General features: G+C 54.9%; 36 protein-coding genes. 1 reads left to right on the forward strand and 35 read right to left on the reverse strand.

The features are described 5' to 3' along the window. The 33 genes from map to HYW18_02000 all read right to left on the reverse strand — a co-directional run bounded on the left by map (position 1) and on the right by HYW18_02000 (position 20,986). The gene (map, locus tag HYW18_01840) at positions 1-777 is read right to left on the reverse strand and encodes a type I methionyl aminopeptidase (GenBank protein ID MBI2484869.1); all 777 of its coding nucleotides are present in this window, start codon (positions 775-777) and stop codon (positions 1-3) included. Beyond that, a complete protein-coding gene (locus HYW18_01845; protein ID MBI2484870.1) occupies positions 774-1,400 on the reverse strand; it encodes a nucleoside monophosphate kinase in 627 nt (208 codons plus the stop codon). Before HYW18_01845 ends, map begins: the two co-directional genes overlap by 4 nt. Positions 1,401-1,587: 187 nt before the next feature. After that, entirely contained in the window at positions 1,588-2,058 is a 471-nt protein-coding gene (locus HYW18_01850; GenBank protein MBI2484871.1) for a hypothetical protein, read from the reverse strand. A 248-nt stretch (positions 2,059-2,306) separates the two neighbouring features. Further along, positions 2,307-3,572 carry a preprotein translocase subunit SecY gene (secY, locus tag HYW18_01855; GenBank protein ID MBI2484872.1) on the reverse strand — a complete coding sequence of 422 codons (1,266 nt, stop codon included), beginning with the start codon at positions 3,570-3,572 and terminating at the stop codon, positions 2,307-2,309. Between the two features lie 6 nt (positions 3,573-3,578). Then, on the reverse strand, positions 3,579-4,013 hold the full coding sequence (gene rplO / locus HYW18_01860) for a 50S ribosomal protein L15 (GenBank protein MBI2484873.1): 435 nt from the start codon (positions 4,011-4,013) through the stop codon (positions 3,579-3,581). Between the two features lies 1 nt (position 4,014). After that, the gene (gene rpsE, locus HYW18_01865) at positions 4,015-4,527 is read right to left on the reverse strand and encodes a 30S ribosomal protein S5 (GenBank protein ID MBI2484874.1); all 513 of its coding nucleotides are present in this window, start codon (positions 4,525-4,527) and stop codon (positions 4,015-4,017) included. A gap of 70 nt (positions 4,528-4,597) precedes the next feature. Then, positions 4,598-4,960 carry a 50S ribosomal protein L18 gene (locus HYW18_01870; GenBank protein ID MBI2484875.1) on the reverse strand — a complete coding sequence of 121 codons (363 nt, stop codon included), beginning with the start codon at positions 4,958-4,960 and terminating at the stop codon, positions 4,598-4,600. 1 nt (position 4,961) lies between these two features. Next, positions 4,962-5,516 carry a 50S ribosomal protein L6 gene (gene rplF / locus HYW18_01875; protein MBI2484876.1) on the reverse strand — a complete coding sequence of 185 codons (555 nt, stop codon included), beginning with the start codon at positions 5,514-5,516 and terminating at the stop codon, positions 4,962-4,964. Between the two features lies 1 nt (position 5,517). After that, entirely contained in the window at positions 5,518-5,910 is a 393-nt protein-coding gene (gene rpsH, locus HYW18_01880) for a 30S ribosomal protein S8 (protein ID MBI2484877.1), read from the reverse strand. 2 nt (positions 5,911-5,912) lie between these two features. Next, on the reverse strand, positions 5,913-6,098 hold the full coding sequence (locus HYW18_01885) for a type Z 30S ribosomal protein S14 (GenBank protein ID MBI2484878.1): 186 nt from the start codon (positions 6,096-6,098) through the stop codon (positions 5,913-5,915). Between the two features lie 3 nt (positions 6,099-6,101). Beyond that, positions 6,102-6,647, reverse strand: a complete 546-nt coding sequence (gene rplE, locus HYW18_01890) for a 50S ribosomal protein L5 (protein MBI2484879.1) — start codon at positions 6,645-6,647, stop codon at positions 6,102-6,104. A 1-nt stretch (position 6,648) separates the two neighbouring features. Next, on the reverse strand, positions 6,649-6,960 hold the full coding sequence (gene rplX / locus HYW18_01895; protein ID MBI2484880.1) for a 50S ribosomal protein L24: 312 nt from the start codon (positions 6,958-6,960) through the stop codon (positions 6,649-6,651). A gap of 1 nt (position 6,961) precedes the next feature. Continuing rightward, positions 6,962-7,333: a 50S ribosomal protein L14 gene (gene rplN, locus HYW18_01900; protein ID MBI2484881.1), complete on the reverse strand. Its 372-nt coding sequence runs from the start codon at positions 7,331-7,333 to the stop codon at positions 6,962-6,964. Position 7,334: 1 nt separating this feature from the next. Further along, positions 7,335-7,562, reverse strand: coding sequence for a 30S ribosomal protein S17 (gene rpsQ, locus HYW18_01905; protein MBI2484882.1), 228 nt, complete (start codon positions 7,560-7,562; stop codon positions 7,335-7,337). 26 nt (positions 7,563-7,588) lie between these two features. After that, complete coding sequence (gene rpmC, locus HYW18_01910; protein MBI2484883.1) at positions 7,589-7,774, reverse strand: 50S ribosomal protein L29; 186 nt, start codon at positions 7,772-7,774, stop codon at positions 7,589-7,591. A gap of 3 nt (positions 7,775-7,777) precedes the next feature. Then, the gene (rplP, locus tag HYW18_01915) at positions 7,778-8,200 is read right to left on the reverse strand and encodes a 50S ribosomal protein L16 (protein ID MBI2484884.1); all 423 of its coding nucleotides are present in this window, start codon (positions 8,198-8,200) and stop codon (positions 7,778-7,780) included. Positions 8,201-8,202: 2 nt separating this feature from the next. Beyond that, positions 8,203-8,865, reverse strand: a complete 663-nt coding sequence (rpsC, locus tag HYW18_01920; GenBank protein MBI2484885.1) for a 30S ribosomal protein S3 — start codon at positions 8,863-8,865, stop codon at positions 8,203-8,205. 5 nt (positions 8,866-8,870) lie between these two features. After that, positions 8,871-9,215 (reverse strand): 50S ribosomal protein L22, encoded by a 345-nt coding sequence (gene rplV, locus HYW18_01925; GenBank protein ID MBI2484886.1) that lies wholly within the window; start codon positions 9,213-9,215, stop codon positions 8,871-8,873. A 1-nt stretch (position 9,216) separates the two neighbouring features. Then, positions 9,217-9,552: a 30S ribosomal protein S19 gene (rpsS, locus tag HYW18_01930; GenBank protein MBI2484887.1), complete on the reverse strand. Its 336-nt coding sequence runs from the start codon at positions 9,550-9,552 to the stop codon at positions 9,217-9,219. A gap of 2 nt (positions 9,553-9,554) precedes the next feature. Next, complete coding sequence (gene rplB / locus HYW18_01935) at positions 9,555-10,394, reverse strand: 50S ribosomal protein L2 (protein ID MBI2484888.1); 840 nt, start codon at positions 10,392-10,394, stop codon at positions 9,555-9,557. Between the two features lie 8 nt (positions 10,395-10,402). Then, positions 10,403-10,771: a 50S ribosomal protein L23 gene (locus tag HYW18_01940; GenBank protein ID MBI2484889.1), complete on the reverse strand. Its 369-nt coding sequence runs from the start codon at positions 10,769-10,771 to the stop codon at positions 10,403-10,405. Next, the gene (gene rplD / locus HYW18_01945; GenBank protein ID MBI2484890.1) at positions 10,758-11,402 is read right to left on the reverse strand and encodes a 50S ribosomal protein L4; all 645 of its coding nucleotides are present in this window, start codon (positions 11,400-11,402) and stop codon (positions 10,758-10,760) included. Before rplD ends, HYW18_01940 begins: the two co-directional genes overlap by 14 nt. A gap of 1 nt (position 11,403) precedes the next feature. Then, complete coding sequence (gene rplC, locus HYW18_01950) at positions 11,404-12,030, reverse strand: 50S ribosomal protein L3 (GenBank protein ID MBI2484891.1); 627 nt, start codon at positions 12,028-12,030, stop codon at positions 11,404-11,406. Positions 12,031-12,276: 246 nt separating this feature from the next. Beyond that, entirely contained in the window at positions 12,277-12,618 is a 342-nt protein-coding gene (rpsJ, locus tag HYW18_01955) for a 30S ribosomal protein S10 (protein ID MBI2484892.1), read from the reverse strand. 72 nt (positions 12,619-12,690) lie between these two features. Then, the gene (tuf, locus tag HYW18_01960; protein ID MBI2484893.1) at positions 12,691-13,884 is read right to left on the reverse strand and encodes an elongation factor Tu; all 1,194 of its coding nucleotides are present in this window, start codon (positions 13,882-13,884) and stop codon (positions 12,691-12,693) included. Positions 13,885-13,996: 112 nt separating this feature from the next. Beyond that, positions 13,997-14,266 (reverse strand): hypothetical protein, encoded by a 270-nt coding sequence (locus HYW18_01965; protein MBI2484894.1) that lies wholly within the window; start codon positions 14,264-14,266, stop codon positions 13,997-13,999. Positions 14,267-14,269: 3 nt separating this feature from the next. Then, a complete protein-coding gene (gene fusA, locus HYW18_01970) occupies positions 14,270-16,360 on the reverse strand; it encodes an elongation factor G (GenBank protein MBI2484895.1) in 2,091 nt (696 codons plus the stop codon). A gap of 8 nt (positions 16,361-16,368) precedes the next feature. Continuing rightward, positions 16,369-16,836, reverse strand: coding sequence for a 30S ribosomal protein S7 (rpsG, locus tag HYW18_01975; GenBank protein MBI2484896.1), 468 nt, complete (start codon positions 16,834-16,836; stop codon positions 16,369-16,371). A gap of 73 nt (positions 16,837-16,909) precedes the next feature. Further along, positions 16,910-17,335, reverse strand: a complete 426-nt coding sequence (gene rpsL, locus HYW18_01980) for a 30S ribosomal protein S12 (GenBank protein MBI2484897.1) — start codon at positions 17,333-17,335, stop codon at positions 16,910-16,912. Positions 17,336-17,385: 50 nt separating this feature from the next. Further along, positions 17,386-18,036: a site-2 protease family protein gene (locus HYW18_01985; protein ID MBI2484898.1), complete on the reverse strand. Its 651-nt coding sequence runs from the start codon at positions 18,034-18,036 to the stop codon at positions 17,386-17,388. 3 nt (positions 18,037-18,039) lie between these two features. Next, a complete protein-coding gene (gene murA, locus HYW18_01990; GenBank protein MBI2484899.1) occupies positions 18,040-19,344 on the reverse strand; it encodes a UDP-N-acetylglucosamine 1-carboxyvinyltransferase in 1,305 nt (434 codons plus the stop codon). 48 nt (positions 19,345-19,392) lie between these two features. Further along, on the reverse strand, positions 19,393-20,124 hold the full coding sequence (locus tag HYW18_01995; GenBank protein ID MBI2484900.1) for a hypothetical protein: 732 nt from the start codon (positions 20,122-20,124) through the stop codon (positions 19,393-19,395). Between the two features lie 469 nt (positions 20,125-20,593). After that, entirely contained in the window at positions 20,594-20,986 is a 393-nt protein-coding gene (locus HYW18_02000) for a hypothetical protein (protein ID MBI2484901.1), read from the reverse strand. Between the two features lie 339 nt (positions 20,987-21,325). Here HYW18_02000 and HYW18_02005 point away from each other — a divergent pair, with 339 nt between their 5' ends. Then, the gene (locus HYW18_02005; GenBank protein ID MBI2484902.1) at positions 21,326-21,925 is read left to right on the forward strand and encodes a nucleoside-diphosphate kinase; all 600 of its coding nucleotides are present in this window, start codon (positions 21,326-21,328) and stop codon (positions 21,923-21,925) included. 20 nt (positions 21,926-21,945) lie between these two features. Here HYW18_02005 and HYW18_02010 read toward each other — a convergent pair whose 3' ends face one another. Both HYW18_02010 and HYW18_02015 read right to left on the reverse strand, forming a co-directional pair. Next, positions 21,946-24,255, reverse strand: coding sequence for a DNA internalization-related competence protein ComEC/Rec2 (locus HYW18_02010; protein MBI2484903.1), 2,310 nt, complete (start codon positions 24,253-24,255; stop codon positions 21,946-21,948). Continuing rightward, positions 24,200-25,534 (reverse strand): UDP-glucose/GDP-mannose dehydrogenase family protein, encoded by a 1,335-nt coding sequence (locus HYW18_02015; GenBank protein ID MBI2484904.1) that lies wholly within the window; start codon positions 25,532-25,534, stop codon positions 24,200-24,202. The genes HYW18_02010 and HYW18_02015 overlap by 56 nt, the downstream gene beginning before the upstream one ends. Positions 25,535-25,551: the final 17 nt, after the last annotated feature.

A 25,551-nucleotide genomic window follows, 5' to 3' on the forward strand; every position in this document is an offset into this window, starting at 1 on the left:
CTACACCGGGAGAGGCGTAAGAATTTCTGGGATGCCATTCACCAAAGCAAGAGAAACTTCAAAGTGCGCCCCGAGGCTCCCATCCACCGTAACGATGCTCCATCCGTCCGATTCCGTTTTCACGTGGTAGTCTCCAAGCGTCACCATCGGTTCTACCGCCAGACACTGCCCTTCTTCCAATTTGGTACGCTCGTACTGCGCGTCATAATAATTCGGCACGTGCGGCGCTTCGTGTACTTCGTGCCCCACGCCATGTCCCACAAGGGCGCGCACAATCCCAAACTTATACGGTTTAACAATCCGTTCAACGACTCTCCCAACGTCCGCCACCGTGCCGCCAACACGCAGGCCTGCCACCGCTGTTTCCATAGCTTCGCGCGTGACACGAAGGAGAATACTCGCTTCTTCAGAAATCTTTCCCACCGGAACCGTCACGGCCATATCTGTGCACAAGCCCTTGTACCAGCAACCAATGTCGAGGCCAACAATATCGCCCTCCCGAAGCTCCCGATCGCGTGCGCCAGATCCGTGCACAACTTCTTCATTCACCGAAATGCATACGGTGGAGGGAAATGGTGGATCGTGAGGTTTTCCTTTGTATCCCAAAAATGATGGCGTGGCGCCCGCTGCGCGCATAGACGCCTCGGCTGCCGCATCAAGATCACGAAGCCGCACGCCGGGAGCGACAGCATCTACAGCAACTTTCAATGCAGCGGAGAGGATTGCTCCGCCTTCGCGCATGAGGTGAATTTCTTCCGGGGTTTTTGTCCAACTCATAAAGAGGCAATAATGCGCGCCTGCACTTCCGCAACCGACCCCATGCCGTCCACATGGTGGAGAAGTCCTTTCGCCTCGTACTGCGCTATAACGGGAGTCGTGTCCTGCTCATAAATTTCCAGGCGCCGCATGATTGCTTCGGGTTTATCGTCGTCGCGTTGCACAAGAGTTCCCTCGCCGCAAAGACAGGACTCGCCCGCGGCATGCCCCTCGGCGGCACGATACACACGTCCGCAGACAAGGCACGTCAAGCGTCCAGAGAGGCGCCGCAAAGTTTCCTCTTTTGGAATTTCGATCACAAGCACATGCGTCGGCTCGTCTACCTGTTCCATAATCTCGTACTGACTCTGATTGCGCGGGAAACCATCCAGAATATATCCGTTTGTTGTATCGGGCTCTGCAAGGCGGTTTTTAAGAACCTCCGCCGCGACCGGATCGGATACAAGGTTCCCTTTGTCGGTAATGCGTTTGATCTCTTGGCCAAGAGAGGAGCCCGAGGAAACAACGTCGCGTAAAAGCTGGCCCATGCCAAATGCTGGAATATTGAGGTGCTTTGAAAGGAGTTCCGCCTGCGTCCCCTTCCCGCTCCCCTGGGGGCCCATCATGAGGATTTTGTAGGTCATAGCGGGAACAGTGTAGCAGAGGTTGGCAGGGTGAGGTAGGGGCCCACAAGGGTTCCCTCGGAGCTTAATTCCGGGCAACAGCCATCGTTAAAATGACAAAGCCCCAGTGCGAGATGGTTCGAACCGAAGGTTCGAACCATCTCGCCTGGGGCGAGACACGTCGTGCGCAGACGACGTGAGTGGAGGTTCAGGGGACCGGCAGGAAGCCGACGAAGGAGACGTCGTAGTGCCAGGAGTCGGCGGGCCAATGCCGGGCAAGATCACGACCGAACTGGTCGGACATGAAGCCCGGCACGGACAGCGACCTGCTGTCGTGGTACCAGCACGCGTCGATGTCGGGGACGGAGATGTGGTAGCCCCGAGGATCAAAGACGCGACACCACCACGTGAAGGCGCCAACGTGGCCCAGGGCACCCTTCTTGCGGAAGTGGTCCCGGACGACGTCCGCCGGGATGACCTCGCCCGGCCGGAGGTCGGGCGTCCAGACCATCGGCTTGAACTTGCAGCCGCGACCCGGGATCAGCTTGCCGCTCGAGCCCACATAGTAGTCCCAGATGGTGTAGCCCTGATCCAAGTGGGTGAGATCGAGTTCGCGGGCCACGAGGGCGGTCAGCTTGGTAGCGTGGAGGTCGGGGACCGTGATGATGTCGTAATTCATGTTCCAGTTCCTTCCTTCTTGTCCGACACCAAAGTGTCAGACATGGGGGGTTGTCAAACTTATCACTCCAAACCTGCTAACAACACGGGGTGTTGTCACAAAAAACAGGTCTGGAATGACAAGCTCTTTTAAAGGACGAAGGTGTGAATTTACCAGAAAATCAGACTTTTGTCAATGAATATGGCCTAATCTAGCATAAAAGCAAGGCCTTTGCCTTGCTTTTTTATGCTGCCTCAAGACAACTCTTTTTAAACGTCGTATGCGTGAAGAGTCAGCTGCGAATCAACCTGTTTGATGACATCAATTACCACGGCAACCACGATCAGGATGGATGTGCCTCCAATAACGAGGTTTGCACTTCCCGTAAACTGCTGAATAATGAGCGGGAGCACGGCCAAGAGCGCCAGGAAGAGAGCGCCAGCAAACAACACGCGATTTACCACCCATCCCAAATACATAGCCGTAGATTGCCCCGGGCGAATGCCAGGAATGAAAGCGCCACTCTTTTGAAGGTTCTCCGCTACACGATCAGGATGGAAAATCACCGAGGTATAGAAGTAGGTGAAAGCAAACACGAGCACAAAGTACAGCGCGCCGTAGACGGTTTGATTATTCACGACTTGTAACAGCCATGTTGCCGTGTCCTTCACCCACTCGGTGCGCGCATTCACCAGAAACTGTCCCACCGTTGTAGGGAGAAGCAGAATAGAGATTGCAAAAATAATTGGGATCACGCCCGCCATATTGAGCCGCAGCGGCAAATGGCTCGTGGCGGCACCAAGCAAGCGCGACCCACGGATCTGTCGCGCATGCTGGATAGGAATATTGCGTTGAGCCTCCTGCATCACCACGACGGCGTAGATCGTGACAAGCACCATGAGCACAAACAGGATCAGTGTGATCAAGCTGTCTTTGGTGTACACACTGAATGTCTGTTGAAGAAACGAGGGAAGCCCGGCGATAATTCCGGCAAAGATGATAATAGACGTGCCATTGCCTATCCGATATTCAGAAATAAGCTCCCCAAGCCACATCAGGAACACAGTCCCGGCAACCATAGAAAGGAGTGCTAATGCCATCGTCCAGCCCGACAGACTTGCGACAAGCGCTGGAGCCTGTTGCGACAGGAGTGCTGTGAGTCCGTACGCCTGGATAAAGGCAAGCGGCACGGTGGCCAGACGCGTCCACTGCATAATGCGCTGGCGTCCACGCTCTTCCTTTTGCATTTCTTCAAGAGACGGCACGACCATTCCGAGAAGCTGGAAGATGATAGACGAGGTGATGTAGGGAGCGACGCCGAGCGCGACAAGGGAAAAGTTGTCAAGGGTGCCGCCCGAAAAGATGTTCAAAAGCCCGAAGAATTGATTCCCTTCGAGTACTTGTGAAATATCGCTCGCGTTCATGCCGGGCACCGGCACGTGCGCGACAAACCGAAACAATACCAACATGCCTCCCACTGCAAGCAGACTCCGGCGGAGAGCAGGGATCCGAATGACCTGGGTGAGCTTTGACATAAGACGTTAAACGACTTGGCCGCCCGCGGCTTGTATTTTTTCGCGCGCGCTCGCGGAAACCGAACACCCTTTGACCGTGAGGGCTTTCCCAAGTGCTCCCGTGGCAAGAATTTTGACATTCACAGCATTCGCGGGCACAAGTCCTTTTTCCTTGAGCACTTTTGGCGTCACCATCGCCCCTTCTTGAAATACTTGGGCAAGCTTCGTGAAGTTGACGACAGACGGTTTGGGAGTGAGGCTTCGGAATCCGCGCACTTTCGGCGTCGCCAAAATAATGTGGCGCATACCGAGACGCTTAGTACCGCTTACGCCTGAGCGCGCCGTTTGTCCCTTCCCTCCGCGGCCAGAGTACGTCCCCTTAGAGCCAAGACCACGTCCAACGCGCTTTTTTCCTTTCCGCGCTCCTTTGGCGGGACGAAGGGTATGTAGTTGCAGAGCCATATTATTTGGTCTGTGTTTTCAATTGTCGCAGTCCGACAAGCGTCGCACGCGCAATATTCAATTTGTTGCCAGACCCCATGATTTTACTCACCGCATTTGGGACACCGGCCATTTCCAACACGACCCGGACCGCACCGCCGGCTTTCAGTCCTGTTCCGGCTGGCGCGGGTTTCAAGAGCACAACCGCTGCGCGATATTTCGCCGACACCGCATGAGGGAACGTTCCTTCCTTAAGCGGGATCGTAAACACGTTGCGCTTCGCTTGACGATAGGCCTTTTCTACCGACATGGCCACATCCGCTCCTTTTGCTACCCCGACACCGACACGGCCCTTTTTATCGCCAATCACCAGCGTGGCGCGGAAACGCATGCGCTTTCCGCCAGCGGTCACGCGCGTCACGCGCGAGAGATCTAAAATCTTTTGATCAAATTCACGCTGTTCGCGTTCACGTCGGGCACCGCCTGGACCACGACGGCCTCCTCGCCCGCCCCCGGCCCCGCCGCGTCCCGGCATACCTCGGCCGCGACGTTCTCCGTGCGGCTTTGTGTCTGTTCCTTTTTGTTCTTGTGTCGTCGGTTCCATATTAGAATTTGATTCCTCCGGCGCGCACGGCATCCGCCAGAGCCTTCACGCGTCCATGATAACGATATGCGCCGCGGTCAAACACCGCCGTCGTAATCCCCTTTGCAAGGGCGAGCTTCCCTAGTTCTTCTCCAACCCATACCGCACGTTGGGTTTTTGTCTTTTTGTCCGTGTGCTTTCGGTCAGAAGCCGCACACAGGGTCTTTCCCGTGTCGTCATTAATCAGCTGCGCTTCAATATATTTAAGCGAACGGAACACGCACAGACGCGGGTGTACCGCTGTACCATGCATGGCGGACCGTGTGCGACGCTGCCTAAGCGTGTGGTGCTTTTGCTTCAAAAGTGTAAGACGGCGTGTAGTCATATTATTCGGCTGATTTGGCGGCCTTGCCCGCTTTACGACGGATCACTTCGTCCGTATATTTCATCCCCTTTCCTTTGTACGGTTCCGGTTTTTTGAGCGAGCGGAGATATGCCGTAAATTGGCCCACTTGTTCCTTGTCGGCTCCCGTTACCGTAATGATACCCTTTTCAACCGTCACGGTTAGACCTTCCGGGATCGGCACATCCACATCGTGTGAAAAACCAAGCGACAGCTGGATCTTTTTTCCCATCAGGGCCGCTTTGAATCCCACGCCAATCAACTCAAGTGACTTCGTGTATCCCGTACTGACGCCTGTCACCATGTTGCCGAGAAGCGCGCGGGTCGTCCCCCACAGCGGTGAAAGCTCGTGCGTGTCACCGTTCACCTCGACCACCAGTGCCTTCCCATTCCCCTCCTCTCCGATTTTCGGCAACATGGAAGCATGAACGTTTCGTGTAAGCGTTCCTTTGGGCCCCTTCACCGTCACGTGTGTGCCATCAATCATGACCTCAACACCGGCAGGAAGGAGAATCGGTTTTTTTCCAACACGTGACATATTAGAAGATTTCACAAATCACTTCACCGCCCAAACGACGGGAGCGCGCTTCTTTATTCGTCATGATACCGCTTGAGGTAGAAACAATCGCAAAGCCAAACCCGGAAAGGACTCGTGGAAGTTCCGTTGCCTTGCGATACACGCGTGATCCAGGCGTGCTCACGCGGCGCAGAGACCGCAATCGCGGTTCCCCATCTTCGTATGCAAGCGTAAGAACAATCGAGCGTCCGATGCCTTCTCCCACGACGTCCGCTTTCTTCACAAACCCTTCGGCGGCAAGAATTTTGGCAATTGCCCACTTCACATTGGAGTAGGGAACCGCCACCTCGGTTTTGTGAACCGCCGAGGCGTTGCGCAAGCGCGTCAACATGTCTGAAATTGGGTCGGTGATCATATTTACCAGCTCGATTTTTTGAGGCCCGGGATCATTCCCGTGTTCGCTAATTCACGGAAGCAAATACGGCACAGGCGGAAGTCGCGCATGAATCCGCGAATACGTCCGCACCGCCAGCAACGGTGAATCTTGCGTGTGGAGAACTTGGGTTTTTTGTTCGCTTTCGCGACACGTGCTTTCGTAGCCATAGATTAGGTGCGTTGGAAGGGGAATCCGAGAGCGCGCAAGAGTTTGACGCCCGCGTCATGCGTCTGCGCATCCGTCGTAATCGTGACTTGCAGGCCGTGCAGACTTTCAATCTCGTCAGACTTAATTTCCGGAAAAGCCGTGTGCTCGCGGAATCCGTACGAGAAGTTGCCGTGCGCATCCACACAGGAAAGCGGGATACCGCGGAAATCACGCACGCGGGGGAACGTCACCTCAACCAACTTATCCAGAAAATCCCACATCCGGCCGCCGCGAAGCGTTACCACCATCCCTACCACCATCCCCTCGCGGATTTTGAATCCAGCAATGGATTGGCGCGCAAGTGTTTTCACCGGCTTCTGTCCCGTCACGCGAAGAAGGGTCTGCTCCACCACCTCCGCGATTTTCGAATCCTTACCGCTCTTTGCGTTGAGCCCCACATTCACCGTCACCTTTGAAACAGACGGCACTTGGTGTGTATTCGAAAGCGCGAGCTCTTTTTGGAGCGCAGACTTCACCGTCTTCGTATAGAGTTCTTTCAGGCGTGTCATATTACGCAACATCTTGTGTTTTTCCGGCTTTCCGCAGAACGCGCACCTTCACCGGTTTTCCGTCTTTTTGGATAAAACGGTAGCCCACACGGACCCCCTCGCCCTTAAGTTGGAGAGCGGAGAGCGCGAGCGGGGCGGGGAATTCGACAATTTGGCCGCGTACGCCTTTGCGATTGCGCAGGTGACGCTTGCGGATGTTAATGCCTTCCACCACCGCACGACCAAGCTTGGGAAAGACTTGCAAAATCTTTCCTTCCTTCCCCTTATCTTTGCCGCTTCGTACGCGGACCATGTCGCCCGTTTTCAGTTTCATATTAGAGAACTTCGGGAGCAAGAGAAAGAATTTTCGTAAACCCGCCAGCGCGGAGTTCGCGGGCCACGGGGCCGAAAATGCGCGTACCCTTTGGCTCCTTTGTCTTTTTATCGACAACCACCGCCGCATTTTCATCAAAGCGAATATAGGTCCCGTCCGGACGGCGCACTTCTTTGCGTGAACGCACCAGCACGGCGTGCACGACATCGCTTTTCTTTACGAGTCCACGCGGAGCGGCATCTTTTACCACACACGTCATGATCTCCCCCAAACGGCTGTAATGTTTTTTGTACCCGCCAAGAACACGAATCACTTGCAATCTCTTGGCTCCGGAATTGTCTGCCACGGCAAGCATGGCGCGATGTTGAACCATATTAGGATTTCGTCACTTTTTCCACAACGCGCCAGCGCTTCGTACGCGACATGGGCCGACACGTTTCAAAGAGCACCACATCCCCCACGGCAAAGACACCCGCTTCGTTGTGAACAGCGTAGCGTTTCTGACGCTTCATGCGCTTGCCATACTTGGGATGCACAAGTGTGCGTTCCACCACAACAATAAGCGTCTTGGCAGGAGCTACCGAAGCTACTGTACCGGTCATGCGGCGTGTGATTGGGGAAGAGTTGGTCATACGTTATGGGTGCGAAGAGCTGTTTCCAGTTGCGCAATCTCCTTTTTAAGCGCGCGCATTTCGCGCACGTCTTTGCGCTGTCCGACCGCGCATTCATAGCGCATCGCGGCATGCGCGTTGCGCGCACGGGCGATATGCTCCATGATCTCGGTTTTGGATTGTGGGATAGTGAGCTTTTTCATACGTTACGCGCGAAGCGTTTTCGTCACCACCCGAGCGGTGAGAGGCAGTTTATACGCGGCAAGCGACAGCGCTTGGCGCGCCACCTCTTCCGTGATGCCGTCCATCTCAAACAGAATAGTGCCTGGGCGCACAATCACCACAAAGTGGTCCACAGCTCCCTTCCCTTTTCCCATCGGCATTTCCGAACCTTTTGTGGTAATAGGATGATCGGGAAACACGCGGATCCACACCTTACCTCCGCGTTTGATAGAGCGTGTCATGGCGCGGCGGGCTGCTTCAATCTGGCGCGAGGTCACAAAGGATTCGCTGGTTGCCTTAAGACCGAAGGAACCAAAAGCCAGACGCGTCTTTTGTGAAGCCATGCGCTTCCCAAGACCGCGTCCTTTCTGCCACTTTCGATGTTTGACTTTCTTTGGCATCAACATACTTAGGTGGTTTTCTCTTCGGGTTTCCGATCAAAGACTTCCCCACGATAAATCCACACACGCACCCCGATCGTTCCAAAAATGGTAAAGGCGGGCACGTGGGCAAAATCAATATCGGCGCGGAGATTCTGCAGAGGCACTTTTCCGCTTGTAAGTTTTTCGCGGCGCGCAATTTCCGCACCATTCAACCGGCCCGACACAATAATCTTGACTCCTTCGGCGCCGGCTTTCATGACACGATCAATGGCTCCCTTCATGCACGTGCGAAACGGCATGCGGCGTTCAAGTTCGGTGGCAATCTGCTGCCCCACGATACGCGCAGAAAGCATGGGACGAGTAACTTCCTTCACGTTCAGCGCAAGGTGTATGCGTTTGCCGGGAAAGAGGGCGCGCATAAGCTTCTTGCGCAGATCCTCGATACCTGCTCCCGCACGACCAATAATAAACCCGGGTTTCGCGGCCACAATCGTGACATGGATCTGTTGAAGAGAGCGTTCAATCCGAATGTGATCTACCCCAGCCTCTTTCAAGTTCTTTTCCAAGAACGCGCGAATGTTATGATCTTCCTGCAAAAGGCGCGGGAATTCTTTTTTCGAAAACCACAAGGAGTCCCATGTGCGAATCGTGGAGAGGCGGAAAGCTTTTGGATGAACTTTTGTTCCCATAGGATTTAGTGTTTTGCAGGGCGTTCGCCAAGCACAAGAGTAATGTGACTTGTACGCTTGCGGATTGGTGCCGCCCGACCTTGCGCCCGTGGGCGGTAGCGGTATAACACCGGGCCGCCGTCTACACGCAAAGAGATAATCGAAAGCCCCTCGCCAGAATGCTGAAAGTTGTTCTTTGCATTGGCCACTGCCGAACGCAAGAGCTTCAGCACAACGGAAGCTGCCGCTTTGTTGAGAAGCTGGAGCTGACGATCCGCGCGCGCAGTGTTCATGCCCCGCACAAGCCCCGTCACAAGACGGACCTTTCGCGGAGACATGCGTACGCTGTTGGCTTTTGCAAAAAATTCCATATTATTTCTTTGGAGAAGCGGCAGGGGCCGGCGCGGCGGCAGCTGCAGCGCCCTCTGCTCCCTCTTCGATCGCCTTCTGCATCTTTCCTCCGTGGCGCACGAACTTACGTGTCGGAGAAAACTCCCCCAACCGGTGTCCCACCATATTCTCCACGACCCGCACAGGAATATGGTCTTTGCCGTTGTGCACACCAATCGTGAAACCAACCATTTCAGGCGTTACCATACTTGCTCGCGACCATGTCTTTATCACCGTTTTATCGCCGGGTTTCAATGCCTGAACACGCGCAAGCAGTTTTGCGTCTACAAAGGGTCCTTTTTTAAGCGATCGTGACATAGTTAGCGCTTTGCCGTTTTACGGCGAGACAAGATAAAGATATCTGAGGACTTTTTCCGACGCGTCTTCACACCCAATGCCGGTTTGCCCGTTGGGGTCTTTGGATGTTTCAGACCAATGGAGTTGCGGCCTTCTCCTCCTCCGTGTGGGTGATCAACCGGGTTCATGGCTTTTCCACGCACCGTCGGACGGATGCCGCGGTGGCGCATGCGCCCTGCCTTTCCCCAGCGAATCAAACGATAGTCCGGATTGGACACTGCGCCCACTGTGGCCATGCACCCCTTCGAGAGCAGGCGTACCTCACCGGACTGAAGACGTACGGTTGCCATCTCTCCTTCCACTGCCACCACTTGCGCCGATGTGCCTGCAGAACGCACCATGCGCCCTCCCTGTCCGGGAGAGAGTTCTATATCATGAATGGGCATACCCACCGGAATGACGGAGAGGGGGAAACGATTCCCCTCGACAATTTCGCCGCGCTCTTTGGAAGCGACGATCATCGCGCCAACCCGTGCGTGCTCGGGAGCAATGCTGTAGCGTTTCTCACCATCACGATAGATAAGCAACATCAAACGCGCACCACGGTTCGGATCATATTCAATCGCGGCAATACGCGCGGGCACGTTAAACTTCTCGCGCTTGTAGTCTACGTCGCGCAAGAATCGCGCTTCCCCACCTCCGCGATGGCGTACCGTAATGCGCCCGTGGTTTGCACGCCCCGCATGCTGTTTACGCACGCGCAGAAGCGACTTCTCTGGTTCGAATTTCGTCAGGTCGGCAAAAGCATCTACCGAAGAGATGCGGCGGCCGGCACTGGTTGGTTTGTAGCGTTTGACGGGCATAGGAAAAATTACACGCCTTCGTAGACATCAATACGTGATCCGTGAGGAAGCGTCACGAGCGCCTTTTTACGCGCGCGCGTCGTGCCAAAGGAGCGGCCAAAACGGACTTGCCGGGGAACAACACGCGCGATGTGCACCGAAACGGGGCGGATGCCGTAGAGGGCAAAGATTGCTTTTCCAATTTCCACGCGTGTAGCACTCTTTGCGACCTCGAACACATACGTTCCCGTGGACGCAAGCCGTGAAGCCTTTTCGCTCACCCAGGGACGCCGAATAATCACGGTAGCCGCTGCCTTCAAGACATCAGAAGCCGGCGCGCGCTTTTCTGCACGTGGTGGCGTTTCCTTTTTTTCTTTTCGGCGATTAAGAAGCCCCATAGGATGCAAAAAGTGTCTTCATGGTTTCGAGTGCAGAAGAAGACGTGACGAGGCGGCCGGCCTTCAAGACTTCCTCCACGTTAAGCGCGTTCGCCGGAATCACTTCCACGCCAGAGAGGTTACGCGCCGCGCGTGACACAAGACGATTCTTGGGCTCCACGACCAGAAGCGTGCGGCGACCTGCCTGTGGAAGCACGGCAAGCATATTGGACACCTGGCGGGTTTTTCCTTCGGGAAATTCCAGAGAATCTACCGCCACGAGCCGTTCAGTCGAGAGCAGATCCGAAAGAGCCATCGCGAGTGCCTTCTGACGCAACTTGCGGTTTACCTTCACATCAAAAACACGGGTTTTGCGCGGGCCAAAAACTACGCCACCGCCCTTCCACTGCGGGGAACGGATGGAGCCCTGGCGTGCGCGACCGGTTCCTTTTTGCTTCCACGGCTTTCTCCCACCCCCGCGCACTTCGCCGCGTGTTTTCGTGTGTGCAAGCACCGCACGGCGGTTTGTCTGTTGCGCTGTCACGACTTCATAGAGCACGTTGGGATCAGCAGGCACGCTAAAAAGTTTTGCGGGAAGCTCTAGCGTTCCAACGGTCTCACCTTTTTGATTGTAGAGAGAAGTCGTTGCCATATTAGTTCCACACAGACCCTGTCACGTTGGCTCGAATAAACAAAACGCCGCCTCGTGCTCCGGGAATCGCGCCGCGAATAGCCAGCGTGTTACGCTCGGGGTCAATAGAGACGACTTTCAAGTTTTTCACGGTGACACGCTCATCCCCCATGTGCCCCGCCATACGCATATCTTTGAACACGCGTTGCGGCCCTTGCGCACCCACGGATCCAGATTTGCGAACTTGGTCTTTGGTACCGTGCGTGGTGTTGTGCCCGTGAAACCCATGTCGCTTCACTACTCCAGCAAAGCCACGGCCTTTGGATGTTCCCGTAACATCAACGACATCCCCCACGGTAAACTCCCCGACAGTCCAGATATCACCCGTCTTCACGCCGTCCACAGAAACCACGCGAGCCTCACGCGTGAGACGCACCGGCCCCAATTGTTTCGCGCGAGCTTCTTGCGGTTTGTTAATCGTGCGCGTCGTTCCAAATCCAATCTGGACCGCATTGTAGCCATCCTTATCTTCCGTGCGAACATCGGTCACGACGCACGGCCCCGCCTCGATATAGGTGACAGGCACCACAACACCATCGTCTGTGAAGATCTGCGACATGCCCAATTTTTTGCCAATGAGGAATTTCATACGGTATAGAAAAACCAGAAGTTTGGATACGTCCTATGCCGTAGACAAACTTCTAGTTTCCAATACGCGACACACTTACACGTCTGGAGAATGTTGTTTGAATGAAACGTTGAACGTATGTACTCTTGGGGGAAGCGCATGAAGGTTATCGCAGGGGATTATCTGACATCGCGCGAACTTTCTTCACGGTTCTCAAGAGTATCTGACTCTCGACCAAGCCCGTACAAAATTTTTTGTAGGGCGACACTACATTTTGATCTCTACATCCACCCCGGCAGGAAGATTGAGACTCATAAGCGCGTCCATCGTGCGCTCGGTGGGACTCAATATATCTACCAGTCGCTTGTGAATACGGATCTCGTACTGCTCACGACTGTCCTTGTGCACAAATGTTGACCGGTTTGTCGTGTATTTCCGCTTCTCGGTAGGAAGCGGAATAGGACCTACCACCAAAGCATCCGAGCGTTCGGCCGCTTTTATTATGGTTCCCGTCGCCTGATCTATGATCTTATGATCATAGGCACGGATCTTGATGCGGATCCGCTGTTTTCCGGCTTCGGCAGACTTTTGATCAACGTCTTTGGACACAGAAGAACGATTCCCGTCATCGGCGGGCGGAGAGAGCGGTTCCCGCTCCCCGTCGCCCGCTGATCACGCAGGTTATTTACTTATTTTTACAATGACCCCCGCTCCCACTGTGTGTCCTCCTTCACGAATGGCGAAGCGCTGCTTCTCTTCAAGAGCAACCGGGATGATGAGTTTCACTTGGCAGTTCACCGTGTCTCCGGGCATCACCATCTCCGTTCCGGCAGGAAGTTCAATCTCTCCCGTCACATCGGTCGTACGAATGTAGAACTGCGGCTTATACCCCTTGAAGAATGGCTTGTGGCGTCCCCCTTCCTCTTTCGTGAGGGCGTAGATCTCGGCCTCAAATTCCGTGTGGGGCGTCACCGAACCAGGCTTCGCAAGCACCATACCACGTTCCACCTCTTCCTTTTTAACACCGCGAAGGAGCACGCCGGCGTTATCCCCTGCGCGACCCTCGTCGAGCGTCTTGTTAAACATTTCAATTCCTGTCACGACAGTCTTCATGGTTTCTTCGCGTAGCCCAACCAATTCACCTTCCTCACCCACCTTCACGATACCGCGCTCGATGCGGCCCGTCACCACGGTGCCACGACCTTCAATCGAGAAAACATCTTCCACCGGCATGAGGAACGGACGATCCGTCTCACGTACAGGCTCGGGGATGTATTCGTCGAGCGTCTTTAAGAGATCAAGAACCGGTTTGGCGGCCGCTTCGTCCGTGGGGTTCTGAAGCGCCTTCAAAGCGGAGCCGCGGATGATGGGCGTTTCGTCGCCGGGGAATTCGTATTTCTTCAAAAGGTCGCGAATTTCTTCCTCGACCAAATCGATGAGTTCCGGATCATCCACGGTGTCTACCTTGTTCAAGAACACGACAATGCGCGGCACGCCCACCTGGCGCGCTAGAAGAATGTGCTCACGCGTTTGCGGCATGGGACCGTCGGCGGCAGAGACTACCAAAACAGCGCCGTCCATCTGGGCTGCTCCTGTGATCATGTTCTTTACGTAGTCAGCATGTCCGGGACAATCCACGTGGGCGTAGTGGCGTGCCGTCGTTTCATACTCCGTATGCGCGGTGGCAATGGTAATTCCACGAGACTTGGACTCTGGAGCTTTGTCCAGATCGTCCACGCCCTTCTTCTGAGCTATAAGACCATGCGAACTGGCCACGGCAAGGATGGCCGCCGTAAGCGTCGTTTTTCCATGGTCCACGTGTCCAATGGTACCCACGTTTACGTGCGGTTTTGTTCGTTCAAACGTTCCGGCCATAATTTGGCTTTATTGAGCGACCCCAGAGGAGCGCCAATGATTAAAATTAAGTGAGTTTACAATAATGTGGCGCCAGTATAACACAGGTCAGATTCCTTGCAAGAGGCCACCCCTATTCTACCGGCTCAAGATAAAACTGGGTTTCGGACTCGAGGTCTGGCGGGGGAGGCGGGAGAGGAGGTTCCGGCTCCTTCCTTATCTCTGGCTTCGGCGGCTTCTCGGCAGGACGCGGTTGCTCTTTGGGCAGCTCACCTTTTCCATCCACGAGCGTCTCGTAGCGTTCGGGACTCAACAGAACAAACGACTCCTCCTCCCCCATGACGATAAGCGGATGGCCTGTTTTTCTTGCAAGAGAGAGCAGGCGTTTGAGAGAGGCGTCCATAGATTAAGCGCGACGCGCAGTTCCTTGTCGTGATTCGACAATCGTTTGGGCGATATTCGGCGGCACTTCGTCGTAGTGATCGAACTCCATCGTGTAGGACGCACGGCCTTGTGTGAGCGAGCGCACCGTTGTGGCATAGCCGAACATTTCGGCAAGCGGCACAAATGCGCGAATGACTTTCGCTTCCATCCGGTCCGACATCTCCTGGATTTGTCCCCGTTTGGAGTTCAAATCTCCCACCACCGTTCCCATAAATTCTTCCGGGGTGATGACTTCCACTTTCATGACAGGCTCAAGGAGCACGGGCTTGGCACGTTTGGCTGCATCTTGAAAGGCAAGCGAGCCGGCAATCTTAAAGGCTGCTTCAGATGAGTCCACTTCATGGTAAGACCCGTCATACAAGTGAATACGAAAGTCCAGCACGGGATACCCAGCTACTACGCCGCGCTCGGCCGCTTCGATAATGCCCTTTTCAATAGGGTTGATGAACTCTTTGGGAATGACACCGCCCTTGATTTCGTTCAAGAACTCAAATCCTTTTCCCTGGTTGGGCTCCACACGCACGCGCGCATGGCCATACTGCCCCTTTCCCCCTGTTTGGCGGATAAATTTTCCTTCTCCTTCCGCCTCGAGGCGAATCGTCTCGCGGTACGCCACTTGCGGGCGCCCGACGTCAGCCTCTACTTTGTACTCGCGCTTCATGCGATCAATAATGATCTCCAAGTGAAGCTCGCCCATTCCTTTAATGATAGTCTGTCCAGATTCTTCATCGGACGCGACGTGGAATGTCGGGTCTTCTTCCGCAAGTTTTGCAAGCGCCATACCCATTTTTTCCTGATCGGCTTTTGTTTTTGGTTCGATGGCGACAGAAATAACAGGATCGGGAAACGTGATGGACTCAAGTACGATGGGGTGATCCGGGTCGCACAGCGTGTTCCCCGTCGTCGTGCCGCGCAATCCCACGGCCGCCGCAATTTCTCCGGCATACACATCTTGCACTTCCTCACGGTGATTTGCGTGAAGACGCACAATGCGCCCAATCCGTTCTTTGTCCCCAGTGGAGGTATTGTACACGTATGACCCCGCCTTCAGGTTGCCGGAATACACGCGGAAGAACACAAGCTTTCCGATGAAAGGGTCCGCGGCAACTTTAAAGGCAAGGGCAGCAAAAGGCTCGCTGTCACTTGCCTGACGCACTTCTTCTTTTTCGGGATCGTCCGGATGAAATCCTTTGACCGGAGGAATATCAAGCGGTGAGGGCAGATAATAGTTGACGGCATCAAGCAGCTGTTGAACCCCCTTATTCTTGAGCGCAGAGCCGCAGAGAATCGGAAAGACATCGCGCGCGATGGTTGCCTTACGAAGCGCCAAACGAATCTCGTCTACCGAAAGCTCCTCGCCCGCGAGGTAGCGCGTCATGAGAGCCTCGTCCGTCTCCACGATCGTCTCCAGAAGTTCGCTCCGATACTTCTGCGCCTGTTCCTTCAAGTCACTGGGAATATCCTGTTCCTCAATATCTTTTCCCAGATCATCGGTAAACGTGAAAGCACGCATGAGGATAAGATCCACCACACCCTGGAAATTGTCCTCAGTGCCGATAGGAAGTTGAATCGGTCGAGCCTTTTTGGTAAGGCGCGCGTGAATGGACGCAACGTCTTTGTAAAAATCCGCACCGGTACGATCAAGCTTGTTGATGAAACACACGCGCGGTACAGAGTACTTATCTGCTTGGCGCCACACCGTTTCCGACTGCGATTCCACACCTGCCACTCCGTCAAACACGGTAACGCCGCCGTCAAGCACGCGCAGCGACCGCTCCACTTCTACGGTAAAGTCTACGTGACCGGGAGTATCAATAATGTTGTAGCGACACCCTTTCCAAAAACAGGTTGTTGCGGCAGCCGTGATGGTGATGCCGCGCTCACGTTCCTGTTCCATCCAGTCCATCGTCGCTTCCCCTTCATGCACTTCCCCAATCTTATGCTTCTTCCCCGTGTAGAAAAGCACGCGCTCGGTTGTCGTGGTTTTCCCGGCATCAATGTGCGCAATAATGCCGAAGTTACGAGTTTGCTCAAGAGAATATTCGCGTGACATAGAGGAAGTTAGCGAGCAAAGTGCGCGAAGGCGCGGTTGGACTCGGCCATACGTTGAACGTCTTCCTTTTTCTTGAAGGCTTCCCCTTCGCTGTTCGCGGCTGCAAGCAACTCATCCGCCAACTTTTGATACATGGGACGGCCTTTTTTCGAACGCGCGGCAAGCAAAATCCAGCGCGCCGCAAGCGTAAAACGGCGTTCGCCGCGCACAGGAATTGGCACTTGGTAATTCGCCCCGCCCACGCGGCGCGACTTCACTTCAAGTGAGGGAGAGACTTGCTTCATGGCCTGCTCGAAAACTTCGACGGGATTCTTCTTGGATTTTTGCTCAATAAGATCGAGCGCCTTGTACATGACGTCCTGTGCAATGGTTTTCTTGCCATCGTTCATGACGTAATTAATAAACTTCGCCACCGACACGTTTTGGAACTTCGGGTCAGGGGCGATGAGACGTTTGGGGGCTTGTTTGCCACGCATAAAGGGTTCGGAGCTCGTTTCTTCCCCGCGTGATGAGGGTACTGCGAGTCTCCGGATCAATAAAAGTTAAATATTACTTTTTGGTTTTGGCTTTGGGCTTCTTCGATCCGTAGCGCGAGCGCCCGCGGTTGCGTCCCTCCACTCCTTGCGCATCGTACACACCGCGCACCAAGTGATAACGCACACCCGGCAAGTCTTTCACGCGTCCGCCGCGCACCAGCACGATGGAGTGTTCTTGCAAATTGTGTCCTTCACCCGGAATGTAAGCCGTCACCTCCGTGCCGTTCGAAAGACGAACGCGCGCGATTTTGCGAATAGCGGAGTTTGGTTTCTTTGGCGTCATGGTCGTCACCTTCACACACACCCCGCGCTTAAAGGGGCTGGGAAGATTTGTACGCTTGCGGTGCAGCGAGTCGTAACGGTATTGCGTCGCCGGCGACTTGGATTTGCTCTTTGGGCTCTTGCGGCCTTTTCGGATGAGTTGTTGGACAGTTGGCATAAAAAGTGCCGGAACTGTAGCAAAGGATGAAAAAGGCGTCAATGCGTCCTCTAGCCAAAGAAACAGGCATCGCCCACAAGAACGCCACAGAGAGAAAAGACCCAACGAGAAAGAAACTGGAAGGGATTGAGCGGAGTGAGAAGCGAAAGGAATATGAGAAGGAAAAGAATTTGTGGGCCGCGTGTGAGAAGCCATGTGTGGAGATGCGCATGGCGTGGGTGGCTGGTAAGCGCAAGAAGAATCTTACTCCCATCCAGTGGGTGAATGGGGATGAGATTAAAGAGCGCCAGAGACAAATTCAAGATGAGGAGAAAAAGAAGAAAGGGAGTCAGGAGCGTCTCTGTTGCGGCAGGGGCAAGACTGCGTAGAGTAAGCGCGCTTACAAAGGCTAAAAGAATATTGGCGAAAGGCCCCGCCAAACCAATGACGACTCCGTCGCGAACGGGAGCGCGAAGATTGTAGGGGTTGTACGGGACAGGCTTGGCCCATCCAAAACCAAGAAACATCATGGCGAAAAACCCGACAAGGTCGAGATGCGCGAGGGGGTTGAGTGTCAGTCGCCCGTCACGCTCGGCCGTTTGATCCCCAAGCCACTTAGCAGAGAGCGCGTGAGAAAACTCATGCACGGTAAGAGAAAGCACAATCGCCACAAGCCAAAGGATGGCAAGAAGCGGCTCACGAAGAAGCCAAGAAAATATCATATCTTACGACACCGATTCGCGTGTCAGACGCACGCCAATATCCAGCAACTTTTCTTCCAGTCGTTCATAGCCGCGGTCCAGATGCTCCACGCCGCGGAGGATCGACGTCCCTTCCGCCACCAGTGCCGCCACAACAAATGCAAGTCCGGCACGAATATCAGGAATCTGGATCTCGTCCGCCCGCAGAGCGGTGGGACCATTAATTACGGCCGAGTGCTTACTGTTCCCTCCACGAAAGCGGCAAGAAATTTCCCCAAGACAATTCGAGAATAAGGTCACATCCGCTCCCATGCGGTTCAGTGTTTCTGTATACCCAAAGCGCGATTCGTAGACGGTTTCGTGCACAATGGATGTCCCCGTCGCCTGCGTGAGCACCACGGCAAACGGCGCTTGCCAATCGGTGCGAAATCCCGGATACGTATCCGTCTCAAGTTTAATGCTCGAAAGAGGCCGCTCCGTCCAAAAACGAATACCGTCCTCGCGAATATCGAACAATCCGCCGATACGACGCACGGTGTTTAAAAAAGTCATAAGGTGTTCGTGCACCGCACCCTTCACAAACACATCCCCTTTCGTCGCAAGCGCAATGCAAGCAAAACTCGCTGCTTCGAGCGGGTCGGGCATAACCTTCATGACACATCCGCCGAGCCGCTCCACGCCGACGATCTCCACGACACGCCCGGCGCCCACTTCGATAATCGCCCCCATCTTCTGCAACATTTTGATGAGTTCTAGAATCTCCGGCTCCACCGCCGCGTTGCGAATAACCGTGCGGCCTTTCGCCAAAACACCGGCAAGAATACCGGTCTCCGTTGCCCCCACCGAAGGATAAGGTAGGTCGATGAGCGCACCTTGAAGCGGGCGCGGGGCACGCGCCCTATACCCGTCGGGACGCTCTTCCACTTCCGCACCCATCGCGCGCAACGCTTCGATATGCCACTGCACCGGCCGCTTCCCAATACGATCGCCATCAACAACGGGAACAAACGCTTCCCCTACCCTGTGCAGGAGCGGCGCGATAGCTAAAATGCTTATCCGGTTCTTCGCGGAAAGTCCGCGCACTTCCCCGCTTGGCACGGAACGCGTCTCAAGAGAGAGCGTGTGGTCCTGCCACAGGGCACGCGCACCGACCGATTCCACAATTTCCTGCGTGATCGTCGTCTCTCGATGCCGCGGAACATTCTCGAGCACAACAGACTCTTCAGTGAGGAGAGAAGCGATCATCATCTTTGATGCGGCATTTTTTGCCCCGGAGACCTCCACGCTCCCTTTGACCGGCTGGCCTCCCTCGACACGAAATAATTCCATAGATTGGTCACCAGCATACCAGAAACGGACGGTTTCGGACACGTAATTCTACACGTTCATCGGTTGCTGTTTCTTTACCACCTCAGAGAGAAAAAGCGGCAGGACACGAGACGCCTCAGGCGAGGGCCGGAGGCGAAGCATAACGTACTCAAGCTCACCGGGCGCACCGGCATACGTCTCATGGTACCCAATCAAACGCGCGGCGAGATCATCTTTATCAGACTCCGCCTGAAACTCCAACGCGTAAATCCCCTCGCCCGGAAAACTCCAGGCCATCGTGGAACACCCGTCAGAAGAAAGCAAAACGGCGGCTTCCTCCGGCGGACGTTCCATGCGATCCACATGCGCCAATTGGACAACAAAAGTGTCAGGAAGGTGTCGGAAGATCGGGTCCTGTGCCGCGGCCACGCATTTTCGGACGGTGTAGGAGCCGACCTCCCGGTGCTCTTCATCATGCGAGACGGATCCTCCAAAGGCAATCGTCAAAATGTGCGCGCCAAAATTGATACCAAGCATGGGGATACGGCGGCGGCGCGCTTCATGCGCGAAACACGAAAAAGACTCAACGCGTTCTCGTGATTCGCGCAGAATGCACGTTTTTCCCGTCGCTCCGAGGATGATCGCATCTACTCCAGAGAGACGAATATCTTCCAAAGTTGTTTTGTGACTATCTATACCGTGAATATCCGAAGGAGGGAGACCGAGGCACTCTGTGATGCACGCGCGTTCGTGAGCGCGCATCTCCGGCTCAACACGGGATTGAATCAAAAGAATCTTCATACAACAGTCAACTCTAGCGCGACCAAGCAATCTGTCAATAAAAACACGGAAAACAAACAACGTCGCGTTTGACTTCCCTTGTCGTAAAGTCAAAGCGACGTTGCATGGCGACCCCAGAGATTGCACGGGCATTGAATCCACCTTTCGGAGGACGGTATGTGAACGGACGTCTCTGACAGCCGAAGCCGTCTTCACGTTGTTTACATGGCCCTTACCCGCGTGACCAGCCCTCTCTCCTCGAAGAGAGGGTATCGGACAAAATGGTTTGAAAGTGTGCCCGCGGTTCCTCTGAAGTCACTTAAGAGTGTATCACTCAAATATGGATTTGTCGTGAGACGCAAGGAAAAATACTCCGTGGTTATCCCACCTGTATCCACAGATTATGCACAAACGAAAGACCAGCCGAGGCTGGTCGAGCAGAAAGAAGGTACGAATAGGCCAGAATGCTACGGGTCGAGCTCCCCGATAGCTAGACGGAGCAGGCGCCCCAGTGGCGACCGCTGTTGGCCGCACGGCGGGTGCCGCGGCGAATGACGGCGTACGTGCCGGTGTTGGCGCGCACGCGCTCGAGACCGAGGACGCGGCGCAAGTTCTGGTAGAGGCCCTTGGGCTCCTCGAAGCGCCACGCGTTCACGGCGATGCGGCGCTTGGCCCCGCGCGCCCACTCGGGCGCATCTTCCGGGCTCTCCTCCACCACCCAGCCCCGTCCGAGCGGCTTGCTGTAGATGGCCGTCACCTCCACTCCGGCGAACGCCTCACTGTCGAGCAGGAAGTGCACCTGAACCTTCAGGCGCTTTTCGAGCATCTTCGTGAGGGCGTCGAAGTGCGGGTCGTCGGCCACCACCACCGTGCTATCAGGCATGAAACTCTCTCCCTTATGATTCAAGCCGGGCCTTGAATCACGACACGAGGGAAAACGTGCTCCGGAGACGATGCACCGCATGCACCGTCTTCGGAACATTTTCATCAAAAACCGCGCTCTACTCCGAGCGCGGCTTCATGGTCTCTTTTAAAGATAGCTTACCCATGAGCCCGCTCGTCTGCATAATCAAAGGCAACAAACGCAATGTTCGTGTAGAGCTTAAATGCCTTTGTGCCCATGCAAGCTGTCATATCTGTATTTAGGTTATCAGAACACGAGAATGCGTCAAGGCTTGCTTTTCCACAGAGATTTGTATATTATTTTGGCCAAATTCTTCTTATGTCTAGCCAACATCCAAAACAAGAGCGTACATTCCTCATGGTAAAGCCCGATGGTGTGAAGCGCGGCCTCACGGGCGAGATCATTCGCCGGCTTGAACAGCGCGGCCTCAAAATCGTCGCCCTCGAAATGTTCCAGGCGACCCTGGAGCAAGTAGATAACCACTATCCCAAAGAAGAAGCGTGGATTCGCCGCTTGGGACAAAAGACGCTGGCGACGTACGAAAAGTACGGGTTTGATGTGATGACAGACATGGGAACGAAAGATGATTTGGAACTTGGAAAGATGGTGCGCGGGTGGCTCATCCAGTTTATGGTGAGCGCGCCTATGGTGCGCATGGTCATAGAGGGCGTTCACGCCGTGGACATGGTACGGAAAATTTCAGGTCCCACAATGCCCTATGCCGCCGAGATGGGAACTATTCGCGGAGACTACTCGGTAGACTCTGCCGCTGCGGCAAACAAAGAAAAGCGTCCGGTGCATAACATCGTGCACGCCAGTGAAACGGCCGAAGAGGCGGCGCACGAAATCGCCCATTGGTTCGGAAGTGGAGACCACATCTATACATACTCTCGAGGAGAAGAAGAGATGATGTTTTAGGCGGATCCTGTCAGCAAACCTCAAAAAGATAACGCATGGGTGGTGAGGATCGGTTCCTCACCTTTTGATTTTACAAAAATGTCTCCGTCGGTGTCGGTACGAAAAACCTGCACCCGAAATCTTTTAAGCCGCTCAAGCACCGACGCATGCGGGTGTCCATACCGATTATTCTCGCCAGCAGAAATAATCGCCGCCGTCGGCGTCGTCGCCCCAAGAAGTCCGGCAGAAGTAGAGGTCTTACTTCCATGATGTGCGGTCTTTAGCACGTCTATATGTCCCAGGCGATCCACAAGCGATACCTCAACAGGGGAAGAAATATCTCCCGTGAGGAGGAGCGTCGTCTCTCCATAGGTCAGGCGAAGCACGAGCGACGCGTCATTGCGATCCTTTGCGGCACGGAGACGGTCCGGTGAGGGAGAGAGGAGATCGAGCACAACGGATGATTCGGTAAATGTTTCTGGCGCCGTGACGACATGCAGACGCTCCGGGACATCCTGCTTAAGAGCCCGTATCGTGGGAGAGGTACGATCGATCTCTGGGAGAAGGATGCGCTCAATGTCGTAGCGACGCACAAGCTCCTCGGCACCCGTTACGTGATCCGCATCGGCATGCGTGAGCACAAGCGTATCAATGTGGCGATCAAACCACGGCAGGATCTGTCCTACTTTCCAGAGCACCGTATTGTCAGGTCCGGCATCCACAAGCCAACGCGCACCGTTCGGAAACTCAAGAAGCGTGGCGTCTCCTTGCCCAATGGAGAGGGAGAAGACCCGCAGATCATGATGCGGGATAGCCCGCCAGAGACTTGGCAGAGAAAGAACCAGGAACAGGCCCGCAAGCGCGAAGACTGGGTACGTTGTGCGAGACGTTGTCCCAGAAAAAATGCGGCGCAAGAGAAAACGGATGGAGAAGGCGCTCCCAAGAAGGATCGCCAGCAAGGCAAGCGGGTGCTCACGAGGAGTGAATGAGGCAAACGGCAAACGCGCAAAATGGCCTGAAAGTTCGAGGATATAGGAAAGGCCACCCACCAGGGGCAACGCCAAGGCTCGCGCAAGAAAGACAGAAACAAACGAGAGTCCAAGCACTCCAAGTCCGAGTCCCATGACAAACGGGAGGACAGGCAAGACAAACAGGTTGGCCAGCGGTGCCACAAGCGAAAACGTTGTAGAGGAGAACGCCAAAATGGGGGCCGTGGCAAGAATGGCGGCCAGTGAGCTTGCAAGTGCGCTTCGCAGCCCACCCGTCGCTGGGACCCAAGAAAGAAGCCCGTTGAGCTTCTCTTCAAACAACAGGAGGCCAGTCACCGAAGCAAAGGAGAGTTGGAAACCGAGGTCGTCACGCAAAAGCCTCGGTTCAAGAAGAAGCATGAGCGTGAGAGCAAATAAGAGAACATTACGCGTCGAAGCACTTCGTCCGCCGGCACAGCCAAACAGAACAATCGCTCCCATCACCGTGGCGCGAATAATCGGCGCCTCCGCACCGGCAAGAAATACATACCCGAGAAGAACAAGCACCGTAAGAGCCGTCGCCTTTTTTCGTGAGAGGAAAAACGATATAAAAAGAGAGAACGCGAATGAGGAAAGGAGCGCAACGTTCTGCCCGCTTGCCACCACAAGATGGGCCAATCCAGCACGACGAAACGCCTCCTCGATGGGAGCTGGGAGCAAATCCTCCCCTGTGAGAAATCCAAGAAGAAGGGAGGCGTAAGGCTCGTGTAGAATAGTCGCCGCGTGATTTCGTACCGCAAGCTGCACGCGCTGGACGGGCGAAAGCAGACGAGATCCGGCAAACCGCGCCGGTTCTTCAAACGTACGACAGATCCCATAGATGCCCCGCACCGCAAGAAAACGATCGTAGGCAAAACCGTCAAACGGTTCTGGCCGTTCGATACGGCAAGAGATAGAGAGCCGTTCCCCGCCCACAAGACGAGGAGAACGCGGTACATAGGCAAGAACCTCTCCATACGCATCGCTCGCAAACGTAAAACGCTGCGAGGAACCGCGCACCGTGGGAAGACTCCCCACCCACCCAGACAGAACAATACGTTCTTTGGGGAATGCCGGAGGGGAAGTCTGCGAGAGAATTTCAAATCGGAGAAATCCACCCCACAAAAACCCCACAAAAGAAATAAGGCAAAGCGCGGCGCGCCATTTCATGCGCAACCCTGCCGCACACAACAAGACAGAAAGGCCAACAAGGATTGTCGTTGGTGAGATAACAAAGGAGGCGATCGCCACCCCAAACGGAACTCCCGCAAACACGCAGGCAAATTGATTACTCTTCCGTTTGAGCCACTCCTCCAAGTCCCACCCCATGATAGCGAAGACCATAGGGGGTCATGTTCATATCTGCAAGTAAGTTTCGACCGTCAAAAATATCTTTGCCGCGCATAAGTGTCGCGAGACGTTCGAGGGAGACAGCGCGGAACATCGGCCACTCCGTGAGAATGCACAGCGCCTCAACTCCGGCCACCGCTTCAAGCGGCGAAGATGCGTAAGAGACCGATGCCCCAAGCACGCGCTCGGCATGGGGCATGGCCTGTGGATCAAAGACGACCACGTCCGCTCCCTCGGCATAGAGACGCGCAATGATGTCCACAGATGCAGACTCACGGACATCATCTGTGTTTGCCTTAAACGCCAATCCCCATACGGCCAACGTCTTTCCGGTGAGTTCTCCAAGCGTTTCTCGCACGCGCGCAACAAAGCGTTCGCGCTGGCGACGGTTCACCTCGATCGTCGCCGCAAGTAGGCGAAAGTCCACACCGGAACTCCCCGCGATCTGTGCAAGCGCGCTCACGTCTTTAGGAAAGCACGATCCTCCATAACCGATCCCGGCGCGCAAAAAGGCGCTCCCGATACGCGGATCCTGTCCGATGCATTGCACGATCTCGCGGATATCGGCTCCTGTACGCTCGGCAACTTCGGCAATTTCATTTACAAAGGAGATTTTCGTGGCGAGAAACGCATTGGCAGCATACTTTGCGAGTTCTGCCGACTCGAGCGATACCACAATCTTCGAGCACTCAAACGGCGCGTAGAGTTGAAGAAGAATATCGGCTCCCCACTGTTCGTCAGCACCCACCACAATACGGTCCGGTTTCATAAAATCCTCGACCGCTGTCCCCTCGCGGAGAAACTCCGGATTCGACAGTACCGTGACATGCACTTGCTTCGCACTCCGGCCCACTTCCTCAAGCGCTTCCTCCACAATGGCGCGCAGATGACGGTTCGTCCCCACCGGCACGGTACTCTTGGTCACAAGGTAGATGTCGTGGTTCAGAGCAAGCCCGATGGCGCGCGCGGCCGTTTCGATCGCAGAGAGATCCGCACTCCCGTTTTCTTTGGGCGGCGTTCCAACACACAGAAAAACAAAACTGGCGTCACGAAGTGCCTGCGAGAGGTCGGTGGTAAATAGGAGATGCTCGTTTGCCACGGCTGACCTCACCAGCTCCGAAAGTCCAGGTTCAAAGAATGGCATGCGGCCGCTCTGAAGAGCCGTAACTTTGCCCATATCCGTATCAAAACACACCACGCGATTGCCAAGCGAAGCCAGAGCTGCGCCCGTGACAAGTCCTACATAGCCCGTTCCGATAATGGTGATGTCCATAAGGCAGAAACGCTACC

The organism is Candidatus Uhrbacteria bacterium (genome assembly GCA_016187485.1).
Taxonomy (GTDB): Bacteria; Patescibacteriota; Patescibacteriia; order UBA9934; family UBA10169; genus JACPJO01.

Bases quoted from the DNA above. Each gene is read 5' to 3' on its own strand.
- HYW18_01850 (MBI2484871.1), bottom strand. From the start codon at position 2,058: ATGAATTACGACATCATCACGGTCCCCGACCTCCACGCTACCAAGCTG.
- HYW18_01870 (MBI2484875.1), bottom strand. From the start codon at position 4,960: ATGACTACACGCCGTCTTACACTTTTGAAGCAAAAGCACCACACGCTT.
- rpsQ (MBI2484882.1), bottom strand. From the start codon at position 7,562: ATGACCGGTACAGTAGCTTCGGTAGCTCCTGCCAAGACGCTTATTGTT.
- HYW18_01885 (MBI2484878.1), bottom strand. From the start codon at position 6,098: ATGGCTACGAAAGCACGTGTCGCGAAAGCGAACAAAAAACCCAAGTTC.
- rplE (MBI2484879.1), bottom strand. From the start codon at position 6,647: ATGACACGCCTGAAAGAACTCTATACGAAGACGGTGAAGTCTGCGCTC.
- rplV (MBI2484886.1), bottom strand. From the start codon at position 9,215: ATGGAATTTTTTGCAAAAGCCAACAGCGTACGCATGTCTCCGCGAAAG.
- rplF (MBI2484876.1), bottom strand. From the start codon at position 5,516: ATGTCACGTGTTGGAAAAAAACCGATTCTCCTTCCTGCCGGTGTTGAG.
- rplD (MBI2484890.1), bottom strand. From the start codon at position 11,402: ATGGCAACGACTTCTCTCTACAATCAAAAAGGTGAGACCGTTGGAACG.
- rplP (MBI2484884.1), bottom strand. From the start codon at position 8,200: ATGTTGATGCCAAAGAAAGTCAAACATCGAAAGTGGCAGAAAGGACGC.
- tuf (MBI2484893.1), bottom strand. From the start codon at position 13,884: ATGGCCGGAACGTTTGAACGAACAAAACCGCACGTAAACGTGGGTACC.
- rpsL (MBI2484897.1), bottom strand. From the start codon at position 17,335: ATGCCAACTGTCCAACAACTCATCCGAAAAGGCCGCAAGAGCCCAAAG.
- HYW18_02000 (MBI2484901.1), bottom strand. From the start codon at position 20,986: ATGCCTGATAGCACGGTGGTGGTGGCCGACGACCCGCACTTCGACGCC.
- HYW18_02005 (MBI2484902.1), top strand. From the start codon at position 21,326: ATGTCTAGCCAACATCCAAAACAAGAGCGTACATTCCTCATGGTAAAG.
- rpsG (MBI2484896.1), bottom strand. From the start codon at position 16,836: ATGCGTGGCAAACAAGCCCCCAAACGTCTCATCGCCCCTGACCCGAAG.
- rplC (MBI2484891.1), bottom strand. From the start codon at position 12,030: ATGAAATTCCTCATTGGCAAAAAATTGGGCATGTCGCAGATCTTCACA.
- HYW18_01940 (MBI2484889.1), bottom strand. From the start codon at position 10,771: ATGGGGCTTCTTAATCGCCGAAAAGAAAAAAAGGAAACGCCACCACGT.
- rpsH (MBI2484877.1), bottom strand. From the start codon at position 5,910: ATGATCACCGACCCAATTTCAGACATGTTGACGCGCTTGCGCAACGCC.
- rpmC (MBI2484883.1), bottom strand. From the start codon at position 7,774: ATGAAAAAGCTCACTATCCCACAATCCAAAACCGAGATCATGGAGCAT.
- HYW18_02010 (MBI2484903.1), bottom strand. From the start codon at position 24,255: ATGGTCTTCGCTATCATGGGGTGGGACTTGGAGGAGTGGCTCAAACGG.
- rplB (MBI2484888.1), bottom strand. From the start codon at position 10,394: ATGCCCGTCAAACGCTACAAACCAACCAGTGCCGGCCGCCGCATCTCT.
- HYW18_02015 (MBI2484904.1), bottom strand. From the start codon at position 25,534: ATGGACATCACCATTATCGGAACGGGCTATGTAGGACTTGTCACGGGC.
- HYW18_01965 (MBI2484894.1), bottom strand. From the start codon at position 14,266: ATGGACGCCTCTCTCAAACGCCTGCTCTCTCTTGCAAGAAAAACAGGC.
- rplX (MBI2484880.1), bottom strand. From the start codon at position 6,960: ATGAAACTGAAAACGGGCGACATGGTCCGCGTACGAAGCGGCAAAGAT.
- fusA (MBI2484895.1), bottom strand. From the start codon at position 16,360: ATGTCACGCGAATATTCTCTTGAGCAAACTCGTAACTTCGGCATTATT.
- rpsC (MBI2484885.1), bottom strand. From the start codon at position 8,865: ATGGGAACAAAAGTTCATCCAAAAGCTTTCCGCCTCTCCACGATTCGC.
- murA (MBI2484899.1), bottom strand. From the start codon at position 19,344: ATGGAATTATTTCGTGTCGAGGGAGGCCAGCCGGTCAAAGGGAGCGTG.
- HYW18_01845 (MBI2484870.1), bottom strand. From the start codon at position 1,400: ATGACCTACAAAATCCTCATGATGGGCCCCCAGGGGAGCGGGAAGGGG.
- HYW18_01995 (MBI2484900.1), bottom strand. From the start codon at position 20,124: ATGAAGATTCTTTTGATTCAATCCCGTGTTGAGCCGGAGATGCGCGCT.
- rpsE (MBI2484874.1), bottom strand. From the start codon at position 4,527: ATGCCGGGACGCGGCGGGGCCGGGGGCGGGCGAGGAGGCCGTCGTGGT.
- secY (MBI2484872.1), bottom strand. From the start codon at position 3,572: ATGTCAAAGCTCACCCAGGTCATTCGGATCCCTGCTCTCCGCCGGAGT.
- rplO (MBI2484873.1), bottom strand. From the start codon at position 4,013: ATGGCTCTGCAACTACATACCCTTCGTCCCGCCAAAGGAGCGCGGAAA.
- rpsS (MBI2484887.1), bottom strand. From the start codon at position 9,552: ATGTCACGATCGCTTAAAAAAGGACCCTTTGTAGACGCAAAACTGCTT.
- map (MBI2484869.1), bottom strand. From the start codon at position 777: ATGAGTTGGACAAAAACCCCGGAAGAAATTCACCTCATGCGCGAAGGC.
- rplN (MBI2484881.1), bottom strand. From the start codon at position 7,333: ATGGTTCAACATCGCGCCATGCTTGCCGTGGCAGACAATTCCGGAGCC.
- HYW18_01985 (MBI2484898.1), bottom strand. From the start codon at position 18,036: ATGATATTTTCTTGGCTTCTTCGTGAGCCGCTTCTTGCCATCCTTTGG.